The organism is Rouxiella sp. WC2420, from assembly GCF_041200025.1.
Classification (GTDB): Bacteria; Pseudomonadota; Gammaproteobacteria; order Enterobacterales; family Enterobacteriaceae; genus Rouxiella.
Map to the genome: position 1 here is coordinate 1 of NZ_CP165628.1, position 15,669 is coordinate 15,669.

Sequence of the window (15,669 nt, forward strand, 5' to 3'; positions counted from 1 at the left end):
GTGTCACTTTCGCTTTGGCAGCAGTGTCTTGCCAGATTGCAGGATGAGTTACCTGCCACAGAATTCAGTATGTGGATACGCCCTTTGCAGGCGGAATTGAGTGACAACACTTTGGCGCTGTATGCTCCAAACCGTTTTGTCCTCGATTGGGTGCGCGACAAATACTTAAACAACATTAACGGTCTGTTGAATGATTTTTGTGGCACGGATGCGCCTTTATTACGTTTTGAGGTTGGCAGCAAGCCAATGGTTCAACGTGTTAACGAAACCGTTGCTGCCGCCGTGAGTTCTCCGGTTGCGGCTCGTACAATCCCGCGTGCTGCACCTTCACGACCAAGCTGGGACAGTTCTCCTGCTCAGCCGGAGCTTTCATATCGCTCAAACGTAAACCCTAAACATACTTTCGACAACTTTGTAGAAGGTAAGTCGAACCAGTTAGCGCGTGCAGCAGCTCGTCAGGTGGCAGACAATCCTGGTGGCGCGTATAACCCACTGTTTTTATACGGTGGTACCGGTCTCGGTAAAACGCACCTTTTACACGCCGTTGGCAATGGTATTATGGCCCGTAAAGCCAATGCCAAAGTGGTTTATATGCATTCCGAGCGTTTCGTGCAGGATATGGTGAAAGCCCTGCAAAATAACGCTATTGAAGAGTTCAAGCGTTACTATCGCTCGGTCGATGCACTGCTTATCGATGACATCCAATTCTTTGCCAACAAAGAACGCTCGCAGGAAGAATTCTTCCATACCTTTAACGCCCTGCTGGAAGGCAATCAGCAGATCATTCTGACCTCTGACCGTTATCCGAAAGAGATTAACGGTGTTGAAGATCGTCTGAAGTCGCGATTTGGCTGGGGATTAACGGTTGCTATTGAACCGCCAGAGCTGGAAACCCGCGTGGCTATCCTGATGAAAAAGGCCGACGAGAACGACATTCGTCTACCTGGTGAAGTCGCTTTCTTTATTGCCAAGCGTCTGCGTTCCAATGTGCGTGAGTTGGAAGGCGCATTGAACCGCGTTATCGCTAATGCCAACTTTACTGGTCGCGCCATTACTATCGACTTCGTCCGCGAAGCGTTGCGCGACCTGCTTGCCTTGCAAGAAAAACTGGTCACCATTGATAATATTCAGAAAACAGTGGCCGAGTATTATAAGATTAAGGTCGCAGACCTGCTCTCCAAGCGGCGATCCCGTTCGGTTGCCCGTCCTCGTCAGATGGCGATGGCGCTGGCAAAAGAGCTTACCAACCACAGCCTGCCAGAAATCGGCGATGCGTTCGGTGGTCGTGACCATACTACGGTGTTGCATGCCTGCCGCAAGATCGAGCAGCTGCGTGAAGAAAGCCATGACATCAAAGAAGATTTCTCTAACTTAATCAGGACACTATCCTCCTAGCGCTATGAAATTTATTGTTGAACGTGAGCATTTGCTGAAACCACTGCAACAGGTCAGTAGCCCACTGGGTGGACGACCAACACTGCCAATTCTAGGTAACCTGTTGTTGCAGGTCACAGAGGGCGCGTTGTTGCTGACTGGGACAGATCTTGAAATGGAGATGGTCGCAAAAGTGGCCCTGTCTCAACCTCATGACGTGGGTGCAACGACTGTGCCTGCGCGTAAATTCTTTGATATCTGCCGCGGTTTGCCGGAAGGCGCAGAGATTACTGTAGTACTGGAAAGCGACCGTATGCTGGTTCGTTCAGGCCGCAGTCGCTTCTCTCTTTCTACATTACCCGCGACCGATTTCCCCAATCTCGACGATTGGCAAAGCGAGGTAGAATTTACCTTGCCGCAGGCCACGTTGAAACGCCTGATTGAAGCCACGCAGTTTTCCATGGCACATCAGGATGTTCGCTACTACCTCAACGGTATGTTGTTCGAAACTGAAGGTGAAGAGCTGCGTACCGTCGCTACTGACGGGCACCGCCTGGCAGTATGTTCAATGCCGATTGGTCAGACTTTGCCATCGCATTCGGTGATCGTCCCGCGTAAAGGCGTGATGGAACTGGTGCGTTTGCTCGACGGTGGCGATACCCCGTTGCAGCTACAAATCGGAAGCAATAACATCCGTGCTCACGTCGGTGATTTTATTTTCACCTCGAAGCTGGTTGATGGCCGATTCCCTGATTATCGCCGCGTTTTACCGAAAAATCCCGACAAAACGCTGCAAGCTGGTTGTGATTTACTCAAGCAGGCTTTTGCCCGCGCGGCGATCCTCTCCAATGAGAAATTCCGCGGTGTGCGCCTCTATGTCAGCCAGAATCAGCTGAAAATCACGGCTAATAACCCGGAGCAGGAAGAAGCCGAAGAAATTCTTGATGTCGCCTACGATGGCACAGAAATGGAAATTGGTTTCAACGTCAGCTATGTCCTCGACGTGCTTAATGCACTGAAATGTGACGAAGTTCGTCTGTTGCTTACCGACTCGGTATCCAGCGTGCAAATCGAAGACGGGGCAAGTCAGGCTGCCGCCTACGTCGTCATGCCAATGAGACTTTAAAAAGGGCTACCTTACTTGCCATTATGAACTCGGGCAGTGCTCGTGCTGCTAACGTACTTATTGTACGTTCCGGGCCCTGCGCGCTGGCCGTCTCCAAACTGGCTGCGACGCTTGCGCCCTTGCCTGTTAGGTTATGTCTTGCCCTTGTTTGTTGGAAAAAATAAAGCTTTATGGCTCTGACGCGATTACTGATTAAAGATTTCCGCAACATCGAGGCGGCGGATTTAACGCCGTCGCCCGGATTCAATTTTCTGGTCGGTCCCAACGGTAGCGGTAAAACTAGCGTGCTCGAAGCGGTATATACCCTCGGGCATGGCCGCGCTTTTCGCAGTTTGCAGGCGGGCAGGGTTATCCGTCACGATCAGCCGGAGTTTGTGCTGCATGGCCGTATCGATGAAGGCGGTGAGCGCGAATTAAGTGTTGGATTAAGCAAAACGCGGACCGGCGACAGTAAAGTCAGAATCGACGGAACCGACGGCCATAAAGTGTCGGAACTGGCGCAGATGCTGCCGATGCAGCTGATTACCCCCGAAGGTTTCACATTATTAAACGGTGGCCCAAAATACCGCCGTGCATTTTTAGACTGGGGCTGTTTTCACCACGACCCTGGTTTTTTCATCGCCTGGAGCAATCTGCGTCGATTGCTCAAGCAGCGCAACGCCGCGCTGCGTCAGGTGAGTCGCTATGCGCAAATTCGTGCCTGGGATCAAGAACTGATCCCGCTGGCCGAGCGCATCAGCGAATGGCGGGCAGAATACAGCCAGGCAATTGCTGCTGATATCAGCGCGACCTGTGCGCAATTTTTGCCCGAGTTTGCCCTGACATTCTCATTCCAGCGCGGCTGGGACAAAGAAAGTGACTACGGCGAACTGCTGGAGCGCCAGTTCGAGCGCGACAGAGCCTTAACTTACACAGCATCGGGTCCGCATAAAGCAGATTTTCGCATCCGTGCCGACGGCACGCCGGTGGAAGATATGCTTTCGCGCGGGCAGTTAAAACTGTTGATGTGTGCGCTCCGATTAGCGCAGGGTGAGTTTCTTACCCGACAGAGCGGGCGGCGTTGCCTGTATCTTCTTGACGATTTTGCCTCCGAGCTGGATACCGGTAAACGCCGGTTACTGGCCGATCGCCTTATAGCAACCCAGGCCCAGGTTTTTGTCAGTGCGGTCAGCGCTGAACAAGTAACCGATATGGTGGGTGAAAAGGGCAAGATGTTCCGCGTGGAACAAGGTAAAATAGCCGTTCTATCACAGGACTAAAAATGAGCGAGAAACGTTGATGTCGAATTCTTATGACTCCTCAAGTATCAAGGTATTAAAAGGGCTGGACGCGGTGCGTAAGCGCCCCGGCATGTATATCGGCGATACCGATGACGGCACTGGTCTGCACCACATGGTATTCGAGGTTGTGGACAACGCTATCGACGAAGCCCTCGCTGGCCACTGTAAAGAGATTCTGGTTACTATTCATGCAGATAACTCAGTATCTGTGCAGGATGACGGACGTGGTATCCCTACCGGCATCCATGAAGAAGAAGGCATTTCTGCCGCAGAAGTGATCATGACCGTCCTTCACGCTGGCGGAAAGTTTGATGATAACTCATACAAAGTATCCGGCGGCCTGCACGGCGTGGGCGTGTCAGTGGTTAACGCCCTGTCCGAAAAGCTGGAGTTGGTTATCCGTCGTGAAGGTAAAGTTCACGAACAAACTTACGTCCACGGTGAGCCTCAGAATCCACTAAAAGTGGTTGGTGAGACAGAGCAGACCGGTACTACCGTGCGCTTCTGGCCAAGCTTCCAGACTTTTACCAACAACACTGAATTCGAGTACGACATTCTGGCCAAGCGCCTGCGTGAACTGTCGTTCCTGAACTCGGGTGTGGCGATCCGCTTGCACGACAAGCGCGATGATAAAAACGACCATTTCCACTACGAAGGCGGTATCAAGGCTTTCGTGGAATACCTGAACAAGAACAAAAACCCGATCCATCCAAACGTGTTCTATTTCTCTACCGTGAAAGACGACATCGGTGTTGAAGTTGCGCTGCAATGGAACGACGGTTTCCAGGAAAACATTTACTGCTTTACCAACAACATTCCACAGCGCGACGGTGGTACTCACCTGGTCGGTTTCCGCACGGCGATGACCCGTACGTTGAACGCGTATATGGATAAAGAAGGCTACAGCAAGAAATCCAAAATCAGTGCTACCGGTGACGATGCTCGCGAAGGTCTGATTGCTGTGGTTTCTGTAAAAGTTCCAGATCCTAAGTTTTCATCTCAGACTAAAGACAAGCTTGTTTCTTCAGAAGTGAAATCAGCGGTTGAAACCCTGATGAACGAGAAACTGGTTGATTATCTGATGGAAAACCCGGGTGACGCGAAAATCGTCGTTGGAAAAATCATTGATGCAGCCCGTGCTCGTGAAGCCGCGCGTAAAGCACGTGAAATGACACGCCGTAAAGGCGCGCTGGATTTGGCCGGTCTGCCGGGTAAATTGGCTGACTGTCAGGAACGTGATCCGGCTCGCTCTGAACTCTACCTGGTGGAAGGGGACTCGGCGGGCGGCTCTGCCAAGCAAGGCCGTAACCGTAAGAATCAGGCCATTTTGCCGTTGAAGGGTAAAATCCTCAACGTCGAGAAAGCGCGTTTCGATAAAATGCTCTCTTCTCAGGAAGTCGCCACGCTGATTACTGCGCTGGGTTGCGGCATTGGCCGTGATGAATACAATCCGGATAAACTGCGCTATCACAGCATCATCATCATGACCGATGCCGACGTCGATGGTTCACACATCCGTACTCTGCTGCTGACCTTCTTCTATCGTCAGATGCCTGAAATTGTTGAGCGTGGTCATATATTTATCGCTCAGCCGCCGCTGTACAAAGTGAAAAAAGGCAAGCAGGAACAGTACATTAAAGATGATGAAGCGATGGATCAGTATCAGATCTCTATCGCAATGGACGGCGCAACTCTGCACGCTAACGCCAGCGCACCAGCTTTAGCCGGTGAGCCGTTGGAGAAGCTGGTGGCCGAACATTACTCAGTACAGAAAATGATTGGTCGCATGGAGCGTCGCTATCCGCGTGCGCTGTTGAACAATCTGGTTTATCAACCAACGTTGGCTGAAACCGATCTTGTCGATCAGGAAAAAGTACAGCAGTGGATGGAAGAACTGGTGATTTTGCTCAACGAAAAAGAAGCGCACGGCAGCAGCTACAGCGCTATCGTTCGTGAAAATCGTGAGCGCCAGATCTTTGAGCCGGTTCTGCGTATCCGTACCCACGGCGTCGATACTGACTATGATCTCGACTTTGATTTCATCCACGGTGGCGAATATCGCAAGCTTTGTGCCCTCGGCGTGCAACTTCGCGGCCTGATCGAAGAAGATGCTTACATTGAGCGCGGTGAGCGACGTCAACCGATCGTGAGCTTTGAACAGGCTCTGGAGTGGTTGGTGAAAGAGTCTCGCCGTGGTCTGTCAGTACAGCGTTATAAAGGTCTGGGTGAAATGAACCCAGAGCAGCTGTGGGAAACCACGATGGATCCTGAGCAGCGTCGCATGCTGCGCGTGACCATTAAAGATGCTATCGCCGCCGATCAGCTGTTTACCACCCTGATGGGTGATGCGGTTGAACCACGTCGTGCATTTATTGAAGAAAATGCACTAAAAGCAGCGAATATAGATATTTAATCTTATAACTCTGCTGTTACTCTCTGTAAATCCGAAGCGGGAAACCCTTCGGATTTTTTTTCGCCAAAATTTCAGAATGTTAAAGGAATCTCAATTGTCTTCAATCGACTGAAATCGATAAGCGCATTATGTTAAATACAGAGGGAAATGTACTAACATGCCAGGAATAAAGAGTGTTCAGCATATACCGACCAGCGTAACGAGGAGAGATAGAAAAGGGCGAGATTTTTATACTGAAAATGGAAAGTCAGAGAGAATTTATCCACAAAGCATCAAGAATGTTTCGCATCAGCCATCAAGCTTTAAATACCGCTCATACGGGCAGCAAAGAAGCCCTTTTTTGGATGTAGCATTAGGCGTGGGAGCAATGTCAGCCCTTACACTGACGGAGGCGACCGCGCAAATTAAAGCCAATGTCTCAAATCCCTGCAGCGGTAACAAATCCCTGGCGCCAAGTAACAATTCCGCCTTTTATCACCCGCCAATATCTTCCAATCTACTATATCCGCAGCCTAAAAATCATCGTTATCACAATACTAAATCGCTCAGAGCCGAGAGGTTGCCTGCTAAGCCCGTCTTCTCAAACAGGCATAATTTATCTTATCATCTGCCGCAATCCTCGCTCTTTGTGCAGGCGGAAAATTTAAATACCCTCCGAACTTTGGAAAATAATCCTCCTCATGATGAAACTCGGCATGAGGATTATGTTAAAAAGTCGCTTTTTAAAACCGCCGCCAATAAAGGCATAGAACGTTATCGAACGAAAAGACAACAGATAGACCGAGATGCAAAAGCACATAGGAATGAAGGAGATGCGCAATATTGGCAGCCCCTTTCTAACTTGACGGCACCGTTTGTTATCATTCCCCCTATGCTGAACTTTAAACAGCAGCTAGAAAAGACCAAGCATTGGATTGAGCCGATGCAGCAGATTATTAGCTATCTGAAAGATAATCCGCTTAGCCGCTATCTTTCTCTGGCCAGTAATCGACTGATGGCAGCCAGAATTGCATACAGCAAGAGTGAGTATGAATCATGGGAAGATGAAGATTTATTTTCACATGTAAATCAATTGCTAGATGGTAAATCTAAAAATTATACTTCTTCACTCGCCACGAAATTTATTCGCTATGAGTCATCACTTTATTACATTCAGGCGCGCATAATCGAGTGGAGCATGGACCCTTCGCAGGAAGACTTTGAGCATAAGTTTTTAGCAGCTCACGCCACTCGTCAGCGAATTTTTAATGCTGAGTCCATCTTAAAGTTTTATAAAATGCAGTTTCGTCCCCTACAACGTAAAACCCCAGAGCCATTTTTAACGCGCAGTGAAATAGGCGACCTTGAAAAATATTATGCGCAGTTTAACGTTTATCTGAGAGATAGCGCATCTGACGACGCCGCGAATACTGTTAAACAGATTACTGCTATGCAGGGCATAAGCCAGCTGGATTTAGAGCGCGGGTATCACCCACTTTTCTCGTTAAGGGTAGGATTTTACAAAACAATCCCAAAAGAGCCAGTAGACTGGAGGACGTTCGTAGGCGGTAAACACATATACTTTTTACGGGGTGATTCAGGGAAAATCTACGCCGCCAGCAGTTGGGACCCGTTATTTATCGCCGCCGATGTTAGTGCGCTAGTATCTGAACAACAAATTGCGTCGATACAGCGTTTGCGGAATAATGAGAATGTTTCAGGTTCTACAATTAATATTCAAGCTTTGAATAATCTGCTGTGGCTTGGAACGGAGAATTCGATCCCGGTCAATCAGTGGGTCATTAAGAAATATAATCAAAATATTAACATAGATAGTAAGGTATCTACTCTTAATGACGCATTTATAAGACTTCAACATGACGCAGTTATCGCCACGGTTGTGGCTTTTAGAGAAGATAATCTGAATAAGACGATAGCTGAGAAAATACTCTCATTCGTTCCTTTTTTCGATGTTATTCAACACTCCGTTAATGATCCGCACTATTCCCCAACCTTTTCAGATTTATTAGGTGACTTAATTGATCTAGGGTTAACGTTAATAATGTTGGGTATCCCGTTGTACAAGCTGGGCAGTACAGGGATAAAAGTGGCACTTAGTGCTCTGAGAACCGCACGTCTGCAGGGATTGGTAGGGAGCCTGTTACGCCGGGCTATTTTTAATGCTATAAAACCCACCCTCTTAAAAATGACGACATTAACTGCAAAAGAGGTTGCCTGTTTTATTATACCGCCCTTAGATTTGACTCGAATGTTGAATCGTCTATTAAAAAATCCACTGCGTAAAGTCATACTGAAAAGGCCGCGTTCTAATAAATTAATCGGGAAAACACGTTGTCGTCGAGCTATTGGTGGAGCCTGCGACACTTTTACTCTTTATTTTGATAAAGAATTCGATGCGTCAAAATGGGAGGAATTTATTACTCAAATTATTCTCAATCCTATTAAATGGAAAGGAACGAAACCTTCAGTATTATACCGTCTCGACTATCTGCGAATATTCAGCTTGTTACCAAACAAATATAAAGAAGCTTTACGGGGGTGGACTTATGTAGAAAATCAGAAACCCTATAGAGACTCCTCTCTGTTAAATTGGGCACAGGGAAAAAGTAACAATAATTTTAAACTTAACCAAGCACTGTTTAGCGGTAAACCCAGTAATGATATGCAGAGAATCGCCGATGATTTAAGTGAAGCGCTAGAGTCCCTGCCTAAAATGGGAAATACGCAGCAGCTTATTCGAGTCGTCGATGCGTCTGAAGCGGCCATGTCAAAGTTTTCACCTGGTGATATTGTCAGCAATTATCCCGCATTTATGTCAGCGTCGCGTTCCGGGAAGCTTGCAAATATAGCGCTGAATCAAGGTTTTATGTTTATCAGAAAATGGAGGGATAAGCCGGGTGCTGCCATAGTGATTTTTAAAATTAATGGCAAAAGTGGCAAACCCTTCGTTAATGGAGTATCAACACAATTCGGTATGGAAGGCGAGTATCTATTTAATCGCAAAAGCTTTTTCCAGATAGATGCTATCACGCCGGTAACCTTTCGCAATCCGACTAGAATTGCTAAGCCTATATTTTTTATAAAGATAACTGAGGTGTCTTACGATGACTCACTCAAAATTAAAAATATTTTCACGGGTGAACAGTTAAATATCAAGCAATCAGAATTCTGAGGGAAAAATTTATTCAGTTTTTTCGAAATTTACAGACAGGCAGCGATTCGCCGTATTCCCATTTTCTGCCTCGCTTTGCACAACGGAAACGCGCTAGCATGAGAAAAATACCATCAACTTCGAGGACGCTATGGCAATTGAATTGATCGCAATAGATATGGATGGAACGCTGCTTAATCCGCAACATGATGTAACGCCAGCAGTTAAGAAGGCACTGACTGCGGCCATTAACAAAGGCGTACAGGTGGTATTGGCAACGGGCAGGCCGTTGATTGGCATTAAACGCTATCTCGAAGAACTTAACCTGCAACAGGATGGATTTTATTGCATCTCTAACAATGGAGCATTAGTACATAATGCCAAAGATGGGAGTATCTTCGCCGAAACGACGCTGAATTATGATGATTTAGTTTATTTCGAGTCCCTGGCTCGTGAGTTGAACGTGGGTTTTCACGCGCTGTCTCACAGCGATCTTTACAGCACAAACCCGGATATCAGCCCTTATTCGGTTCATGAATCTTCGGTAACCGGTATTCCGTTGCGCTATCGCAGTGTGGAGCAAATCGATCGCTCGATGACCTTTCCGAAAGTCATGATGATTGACCACCCTGAGGTTCTGGATGTCGCGATCGCCAAAATCCCGGCAGAGGCTAAAGAACGTTATACCATCATGAAAAGCTCACCTTATTATCTCGAGATCCTTGATAAAACGGTAAACAAAGGCACAGGCGTTCAAAAACTGGCTGAAAAACTGGGTATTCCCCGCGAAAATGTCATGACTCTTGGCGATCAGGAAAATGATATCGCCATGCTGGAGTATGCGGGGCTTGGGGTTGCGATGGGCAATGCGCTGGACAGCGTCAAAGCCGTGAGCCAGTTTGTGACTAAATCCAATACCGAAGACGGCGTGGCCTACGCGGTTGAAAAGTTTGTGCTGAACGATTAAGGAAAATAACGTGGCGGGTGAGAAGCAGCTGACCTTTGATGCTCGGGGTCATCAACTGACCAATATTAACGTTTGGACAGCGGATAGCCAGTGGATAGCCTACGATGTTCGACCCAAAGGCAGTGAGTTTAGCGGTTCGACTATTGAACGTATCAATATCGCCAACGGTGAGCTAGAAGTGCTTTATCGTGCAACTCAGGGCGCTCACGTCGGCGTCGTGACGGTTAGCGCCGATGCCCAACCACGTTATGCCTTTATTCACGGGCCAGAAAATCCGGACTCCTCGTGGAAATACGATTTTCATCATCGCCGGGGAGTGATTCTCGAACCTGCCGTCTCACCTGCTGCGGTCACCCTCGATGCGTTTGATATCACCCCGCCTTACACCCCTGGCGCACTGCGCGGCGGATCTCACGTTCACGTGTTTAGTCCGGACGGCAGTCGTCTAAGCTTCACTTACAATGACCACGTCCTTCATGAATCCGATTTAAAAGAGGATTTGCGTAATGTGGGCGTGGCGTTGGCTAATCATCCTGTGGCCGCCTCCAAATCGCATGCGCGGGAATACGACGGCAGTCATTTTTGCGTGCTGGTCAGCCAGACAACTTCTACGCCGCAGGCTGGCAGCGACCAGATAAACCGGGCTTATGAAGAGGGGTGGATTGGTCAGCGGGGTTATCTGCAAGCTGATGGTCAGCGTCAACGTTGGGCGCTGGCTTTTATTGGCGATACGCTCTCGACGCAGGGCGAAAAGTTGCCAGAAATCTTTGTGGTTGATCTACCCGAGCAGGATCACGACTATGCTCAGGCGGGAGAATTTCCACTTCAGGGAACTCCTTCCCGATTGCCCGCGCCTCCTGGCTCTGCCGTTCAGCGACGACTCACGTTTACCGAGCATCGAGCTTATCCGGGCGTGGCCCTGCAGCCGCGTCACTGGGTGCGTGCATCACCGGACGGTGCCATTATCGCCTTTCTAATGAAAGACGAGCGCGGCGTAGTGCAGGTGTGGGGAGGCACGCCATTGGGCGGTGATCCCTGGCAGATAAGCCATGCGGACTCGAGCATTCAGTCGGCATTCAGCTGGCACCCTGATGGTGGCAAGCTGGCGTTAATTTGTGATAACTCGGTGATGCTGCTAAATACCGTAAGCGGAGAAATGCAGCGTCTAACCTCTCGCAGTGAGATAGCGCCCAGCGGTGACGCGGTGGTGTTTTCACCGGACGGCCTCTGGGTGGCTTTTATGCGCGAAATATCAGGATTTAATCAGATATTTATCACAGCGGCCTGAGTTTTGGCCGCCGCTATCGGGAGCATCAGTTAACATTGATGACAGGGGTGGTAGGTGGAATATGATTGATATCCACGCCGTGGCTCATTGCAAGATTATGATTTTCATCATTTTTAATACGCTCCTGAGTTCCCACCGTGTGACGATTATAATAATCATAAGGTAGCAGCAGGGTATCCATTACCGCGGTAAACGGTAAATCAATGGCCAGCAGCGGGGTCATCGCCCAGCTTGTATCATTACTTCCAATCATTCTTACGTCGGCTTTTGAGCCTGGATAATACCCCTGATAATCGCCAGTATGGCTCATCACGCTGGAACAGCCGCTTGCCACAAAGGCGCATCCTGCCGCGACAGGCAATAACAATTTCTTCATCTTTCAACTCATCTTTTACTGTCGGACTGAGGATGTACGGTAAAACCTATAACCACAGGTTTAGCAAGTGCGTTTGAAATTGTAGTACCAATTTAAGAAATTAAAATTAACTCACGGTGATTAATAGAAACCAATCACATTAAATGTCTGATATTGCCGAGCAATAGCGGAGTGAATAAAAAAAATTTTTTTAAAGCAGCTTGAATTCTGAATTTTCATCGCCATTTTTATCATACGACGCCGCAAAAGAATACGCCGTTAGGGTATTTGTGCGTTATCGATCTGTCCAAATGGAAGATCAGTTTTTTCCTCGCCGCAATATTAGGAGGCAGTTTTAATGCGTAACTTCGATCTCTCCCCACTTTATCGTTCCGCAATTGGTTTCGATCGTTTGTTTAATCTCATCGAGTCCGGTCAAAATCAAGGTGGAGGTTATCCTCCCTATAATGTTGAACTGGTAAATGAAAACCATTATCGCATTGCCATTGCGGTTGCGGGCTTTGCAGAGTCTGAATTAGAGATTACTGCCCAGGATAATATGCTGCTGGTAAAAGGTGCACATACTCATCCACCGGCCGAGCGAACCTATTTATATCAGGGGATTGCCGAACGTAATTTCGAACGCAAGTTTCAATTAGCAGAACACATTCAAATTAAATCGGCAAATCTGGCTAACGGTTTACTTTATATCGATTTACAGCGTGTGGTACCAGAAGCGTCAAAACCTCGCCGCATTGAAATTATTTAATTACCCCGGCGCAAGGGTATATACATCTCGCTTCACAGAAGGAGTTAATATGCGAAATCACGATTTGTCTCCACTGCTTCGCCAATGGATTGGATTTGATAAACTTGCCAGTTCATTAGAGGGCAGCGATCCGAGTTATCCTCCCTACAATATCGAGAAATCAGACGATAATCATTATCGCATCTCGCTCGCGTTAGCCGGATTTAAGCAAAGCGAGCTGAATATTGAGGCTGAGGGGCCACGATTAACCGTTAGCGGCACCCCAACGCTGTCAGAAAACAAAGTCGAGTATTTGCATCAGGGTCTGGTCTGCAAATCCTTTAGCCTGAGCTTTACCCTGGCGTCACACATGCAGGTTGACGCCGCCGAGTTTGTGAATGGCCTGCTGCATATCAGTCTGGTTCGCGACGTGCCGGCGGCTCTTCAACCGCAGCGCATCGCAATAGGGACTCATATCGATTAAGCCGCGCGATGTTCCTGATGCGCACGCTCAATCTCTTCGGCAAGAATTGAAACACCGCGCTCGATCTGGCTGGCTTCAGGCACGTAGTTCATGCGCATACACTGCTGTGTATGCGCCCATGGATGCTCTAAGCCCGGGAAGAAGTAGTCGCCCGGGACCATCAATACACCGCGCTGCTTGAGACGCTGGTAAAGCACCTCGGTGGTAATCGGCAAATCCTTGAACCACAACCACAGGAAGATAGCACCCTCAGGTTTGTGGATCAGGCAGCGCTCTTCAGGCAGATAACGACGCAGCGTAGCGATAGTTTCCTGCACGCGCTGGTAATAAAATGGCTTGATCACTTCTTCTGACAGTCGCAGCAAATCCCCACGTGCAATCATTTCGCAAGCCATCGCCGGACCAACACTGCCCGGAGACAGGCTGATAATGCCATTCATGTTACTGATAGCCTTGATGATCTTCTCATCGGCAACCACGATGCCGCAACGAGAACCCGGCAAGCCGAGTTTGGACAGGCTCATACACAGGATAATATTGGGATTCCATAACGGCGTTGCATCAGTAAACACAATGCCCGGGAATGGTACGCCGTAAGCGTTATCGATCAGCAGGGGAATATCATGCTGCTGCGCCAATGCATCAAGGCGGATAAGCTCTTCGTCGGTCAGCACGTTACCGGTAGGATTGGTTGGTCGCGATACGCAAATCAGGCCAATATCTTTGCCGATATGCAGATGATCAAAATCAACGTGATATTTAAACTGGCCTTCTGGTAACAGCTCGATATTCGGTTTGGCCGAGACGAACAGATCTTCATCAACGCCTGCATCCGCGTAGCCCAGATATTCGGGAGCCAAAGGAAACAGTACTTTGCTCAACGAACCGTCGCTGCGACGTCCGGCAAACAGGTTGAACAGATAGAAGAAAGCACTCTGACTGCCGTTGGTCAGTGCGATATTCTCTGCGCTTAGTTCCCAGCCTTGCTCCTCGCTAAGCATTTTTGCCAACGCGTGACGCAAAACGTCTTTACCCTGCGGGCCGTCATAGTTGCACAAGGCTTCGGTGAGTTTACCTTCCGCCAGCATATCGCCGAGCAGTTCCTGGAAATACTCTTGCATCTCAGGAATTTGAGCCGGATTTCCACCGCCAAGCATCACTGCGCCAGGGGTACGCAAACCGTCGTTCATGTCGCCCATCAGGCGGGTAATGCCAGAAAAACGGGTAAATTTTTCGCCGAAAACAGAAAACGTCATAGCTTACTTTGAGTGTTATCAGAATGTGACGCCCACCTTAACGCCTGCGCCGTAGCAGTGCAATCAGAGGAAGTCATTCGGCACGATATTCACAGAGCGGGCAGGAATGGCAGACTAAAGGCGCGAAGCGGTGCCTGGACTAGACACCGCTTCGCAAGCTCAGAATAAAATCACAAAAAAATCAGGATTTCTTCAGATCTTTTTGGTTAACGCAGAACTCGTTAGTTTCGCCTGACAGTGCTGCAATCAGGTTCTCGACCGCCAGTGCATCCATATCGTAACGAGTTTGTGCCGTTGCAGAACCGATGTGCGGTAATGTCACGACGTTTTCCAACTTCAACAGGCCAGAATCTTTGGCCATTGGCTCTTTTTCGTAAACGTCGAGGCCAGCGGCGTAGATAGTGCCGTCCTTCAATGCTTCGATTAGCGCCTGTTCGTCGATTACCGGACCACGTCCCGCGCTGATCAAGATGCCGGTAGATTTCATTTTGGCAAACTGATCCTTACCAATGATATGGAAAGTCTGATCGCTTAGCGGCAGAATCACCACCACAAAATCTGACTCTTCCAGCAGGGTATCGAGGTCACACTTACGCGCGCCAAAACGCTCTTCAGCTTCTTTATGCTGGCTGCGTGCGTTGTACAGGATCGGCATATCGAAACCGAGATTCGCGCGCTGGGCAACGGCCAGGCCGATGCGACCCATGCCGACAATACCCAGAGTTTTGTGGTGTACGTCAATCCCAAACCAGTCTACAGGGGCGTTACCGTCCCATTCACCGGCCTTGGTGCGGTTGGATAATTCAACTACGCGACGCGCGGTGGAAAGTACCAGAGAGAACACCAGATCAGCCACGGTGTCAGTCAGCGCAGCTGGGGCATTAAACAGTGGTATGCCACGGCTTGAAAGCTCGGCCACGTCAAAGCTGTCAAAACCTGCCGAAGCGGTAGACACGCCACGCAGGCGAGGAGCCTGTGCGATCAGCTCTTTATTGATAGGCCCGCCGGAACCGATCAGCCCTTCAGCCTCTTTCAGAGCGTCGAAAACCTGAGTGCGGTTTTGATCATTAATCCCATCAACTTTTACCACTGAGAAATGTTCTTCAAGGCGCTTATGCAGATCGTCTGCGATTTTTTTGTAGAGAACGATAGACGGCTTCATTACTTACTCCATCAAGCTAACGATTAGGTAGACTGTTTATTTAGTAAGACAAATCATTGATTAAA

12 protein-coding genes are annotated in these 15,669 nt (G+C 48.7%); 9 read left to right on the plus strand and 3 right to left on the minus strand.

The window, feature by feature from the left end; all coding sequences use genetic code 11:
- The 7 genes from dnaA (at window position 1) to AB3G37_RS00035 (ending at window position 11,599) form a co-directional block, all read left to right on the plus strand.
- The gene (gene dnaA / locus AB3G37_RS00005; protein WP_009637485.1) at window positions 1–1,395 is read left to right on the plus strand and encodes a chromosomal replication initiator protein DnaA; all 1,395 of its coding nucleotides are present in this window, start codon (window positions 1–3) and stop codon (window positions 1,393–1,395) included.
- Window positions 1,396–1,399: 4 nt separating this feature from the next.
- A complete protein-coding gene (dnaN, locus tag AB3G37_RS00010; protein WP_009637484.1) occupies window positions 1,400–2,500 on the plus strand; it encodes a DNA polymerase III subunit beta in 1,101 nt (366 codons plus the stop codon).
- A gap of 170 nt (window positions 2,501–2,670) precedes the next feature.
- On the plus strand, window positions 2,671–3,759 hold the full coding sequence (gene recF / locus AB3G37_RS00015; protein WP_009637483.1) for a DNA replication/repair protein RecF: 1,089 nt from the start codon (window positions 2,671–2,673) through the stop codon (window positions 3,757–3,759).
- Window positions 3,760–3,778: 19 nt separating this feature from the next.
- Entirely contained in the window at window positions 3,779–6,193 is a 2,415-nt protein-coding gene (gene gyrB, locus AB3G37_RS00020) for a DNA topoisomerase (ATP-hydrolyzing) subunit B (RefSeq protein WP_369789304.1), read from the plus strand.
- Between the two features lie 157 nt (window positions 6,194–6,350).
- Entirely contained in the window at window positions 6,351–9,365 is a 3,015-nt protein-coding gene (locus AB3G37_RS00025) for a hypothetical protein (protein ID WP_369789305.1), read from the plus strand.
- A 130-nt stretch (window positions 9,366–9,495) separates the two neighbouring features.
- Window positions 9,496–10,311: a sugar-phosphatase gene (yidA, locus tag AB3G37_RS00030; protein WP_369789306.1), complete on the plus strand. Its 816-nt coding sequence runs from the start codon at window positions 9,496–9,498 to the stop codon at window positions 10,309–10,311.
- 10 nt (window positions 10,312–10,321) lie between these two features.
- Window positions 10,322–11,599, plus strand: a complete 1,278-nt coding sequence (locus AB3G37_RS00035; protein ID WP_369789307.1) for a DUF3748 domain-containing protein — start codon at window positions 10,322–10,324, stop codon at window positions 11,597–11,599.
- 25 nt (window positions 11,600–11,624) lie between these two features.
- On the opposite strand, the gene AB3G37_RS00040 is transcribed toward AB3G37_RS00035, so the two are convergent.
- Complete coding sequence (locus tag AB3G37_RS00040; protein ID WP_369789308.1) at window positions 11,625–11,975, minus strand: YceK/YidQ family lipoprotein; 351 nt, start codon at window positions 11,973–11,975, stop codon at window positions 11,625–11,627.
- A gap of 337 nt (window positions 11,976–12,312) precedes the next feature.
- On the opposite strand from AB3G37_RS00040, the gene ibpA reads away from it, so the two are divergent.
- Complete coding sequence (gene ibpA, locus AB3G37_RS00045; RefSeq protein WP_009637476.1) at window positions 12,313–12,723, plus strand: small heat shock chaperone IbpA; 411 nt, start codon at window positions 12,313–12,315, stop codon at window positions 12,721–12,723.
- 49 nt (window positions 12,724–12,772) lie between these two features.
- Window positions 12,773–13,186, plus strand: coding sequence for a small heat shock chaperone IbpB (ibpB, locus tag AB3G37_RS00050; RefSeq protein WP_369789309.1), 414 nt, complete (start codon window positions 12,773–12,775; stop codon window positions 13,184–13,186).
- Here ibpB and AB3G37_RS00055 read toward each other — a convergent pair.
- Entirely contained in the window at window positions 13,183–14,442 is a 1,260-nt protein-coding gene (locus AB3G37_RS00055) for a valine--pyruvate transaminase (protein ID WP_009637474.1), read from the minus strand. The two genes, ibpB and AB3G37_RS00055, sit on opposite strands and share 4 nt — an antisense overlap.
- A 181-nt stretch (window positions 14,443–14,623) precedes the next feature.
- Window positions 14,624–15,604, minus strand: a complete 981-nt coding sequence (gene ghrB / locus AB3G37_RS00060) for a glyoxylate/hydroxypyruvate reductase GhrB (RefSeq protein ID WP_009637473.1) — start codon at window positions 15,602–15,604, stop codon at window positions 14,624–14,626.
- Between the last annotated feature and the right edge of the window lie 65 nt (window positions 15,605–15,669).

What these genes read in the sequence shown, in the direction of transcription:
- dnaN (WP_009637484.1), top strand. Translation starts at nt 1,400, where the DNA reads ATGAAATTTATTGTTGAACGTGAGCATTTGCTGAAACCACTGCAACAG.
- recF (WP_009637483.1), top strand. Translation starts at nt 2,671, where the DNA reads ATGGCTCTGACGCGATTACTGATTAAAGATTTCCGCAACATCGAGGCG.
- gyrB (WP_369789304.1), top strand. Translation starts at nt 3,779, where the DNA reads ATGTCGAATTCTTATGACTCCTCAAGTATCAAGGTATTAAAAGGGCTG.
- AB3G37_RS00025 (WP_369789305.1), top strand. Translation starts at nt 6,351, where the DNA reads ATGCCAGGAATAAAGAGTGTTCAGCATATACCGACCAGCGTAACGAGG.
- yidA (WP_369789306.1), top strand. Translation starts at nt 9,496, where the DNA reads ATGGCAATTGAATTGATCGCAATAGATATGGATGGAACGCTGCTTAAT.
- AB3G37_RS00040 (WP_369789308.1), bottom strand. Translation starts at nt 11,975, where the DNA reads ATGAAGAAATTGTTATTGCCTGTCGCGGCAGGATGCGCCTTTGTGGCA.
- ibpA (WP_009637476.1), top strand. Translation starts at nt 12,313, where the DNA reads ATGCGTAACTTCGATCTCTCCCCACTTTATCGTTCCGCAATTGGTTTC.
- ibpB (WP_369789309.1), top strand. Translation starts at nt 12,773, where the DNA reads ATGCGAAATCACGATTTGTCTCCACTGCTTCGCCAATGGATTGGATTT.
- AB3G37_RS00055 (WP_009637474.1), bottom strand. Translation starts at nt 14,442, where the DNA reads ATGACGTTTTCTGTTTTCGGCGAAAAATTTACCCGTTTTTCTGGCATT.
- ghrB (WP_009637473.1), bottom strand. Translation starts at nt 15,604, where the DNA reads ATGAAGCCGTCTATCGTTCTCTACAAAAAAATCGCAGACGATCTGCAT.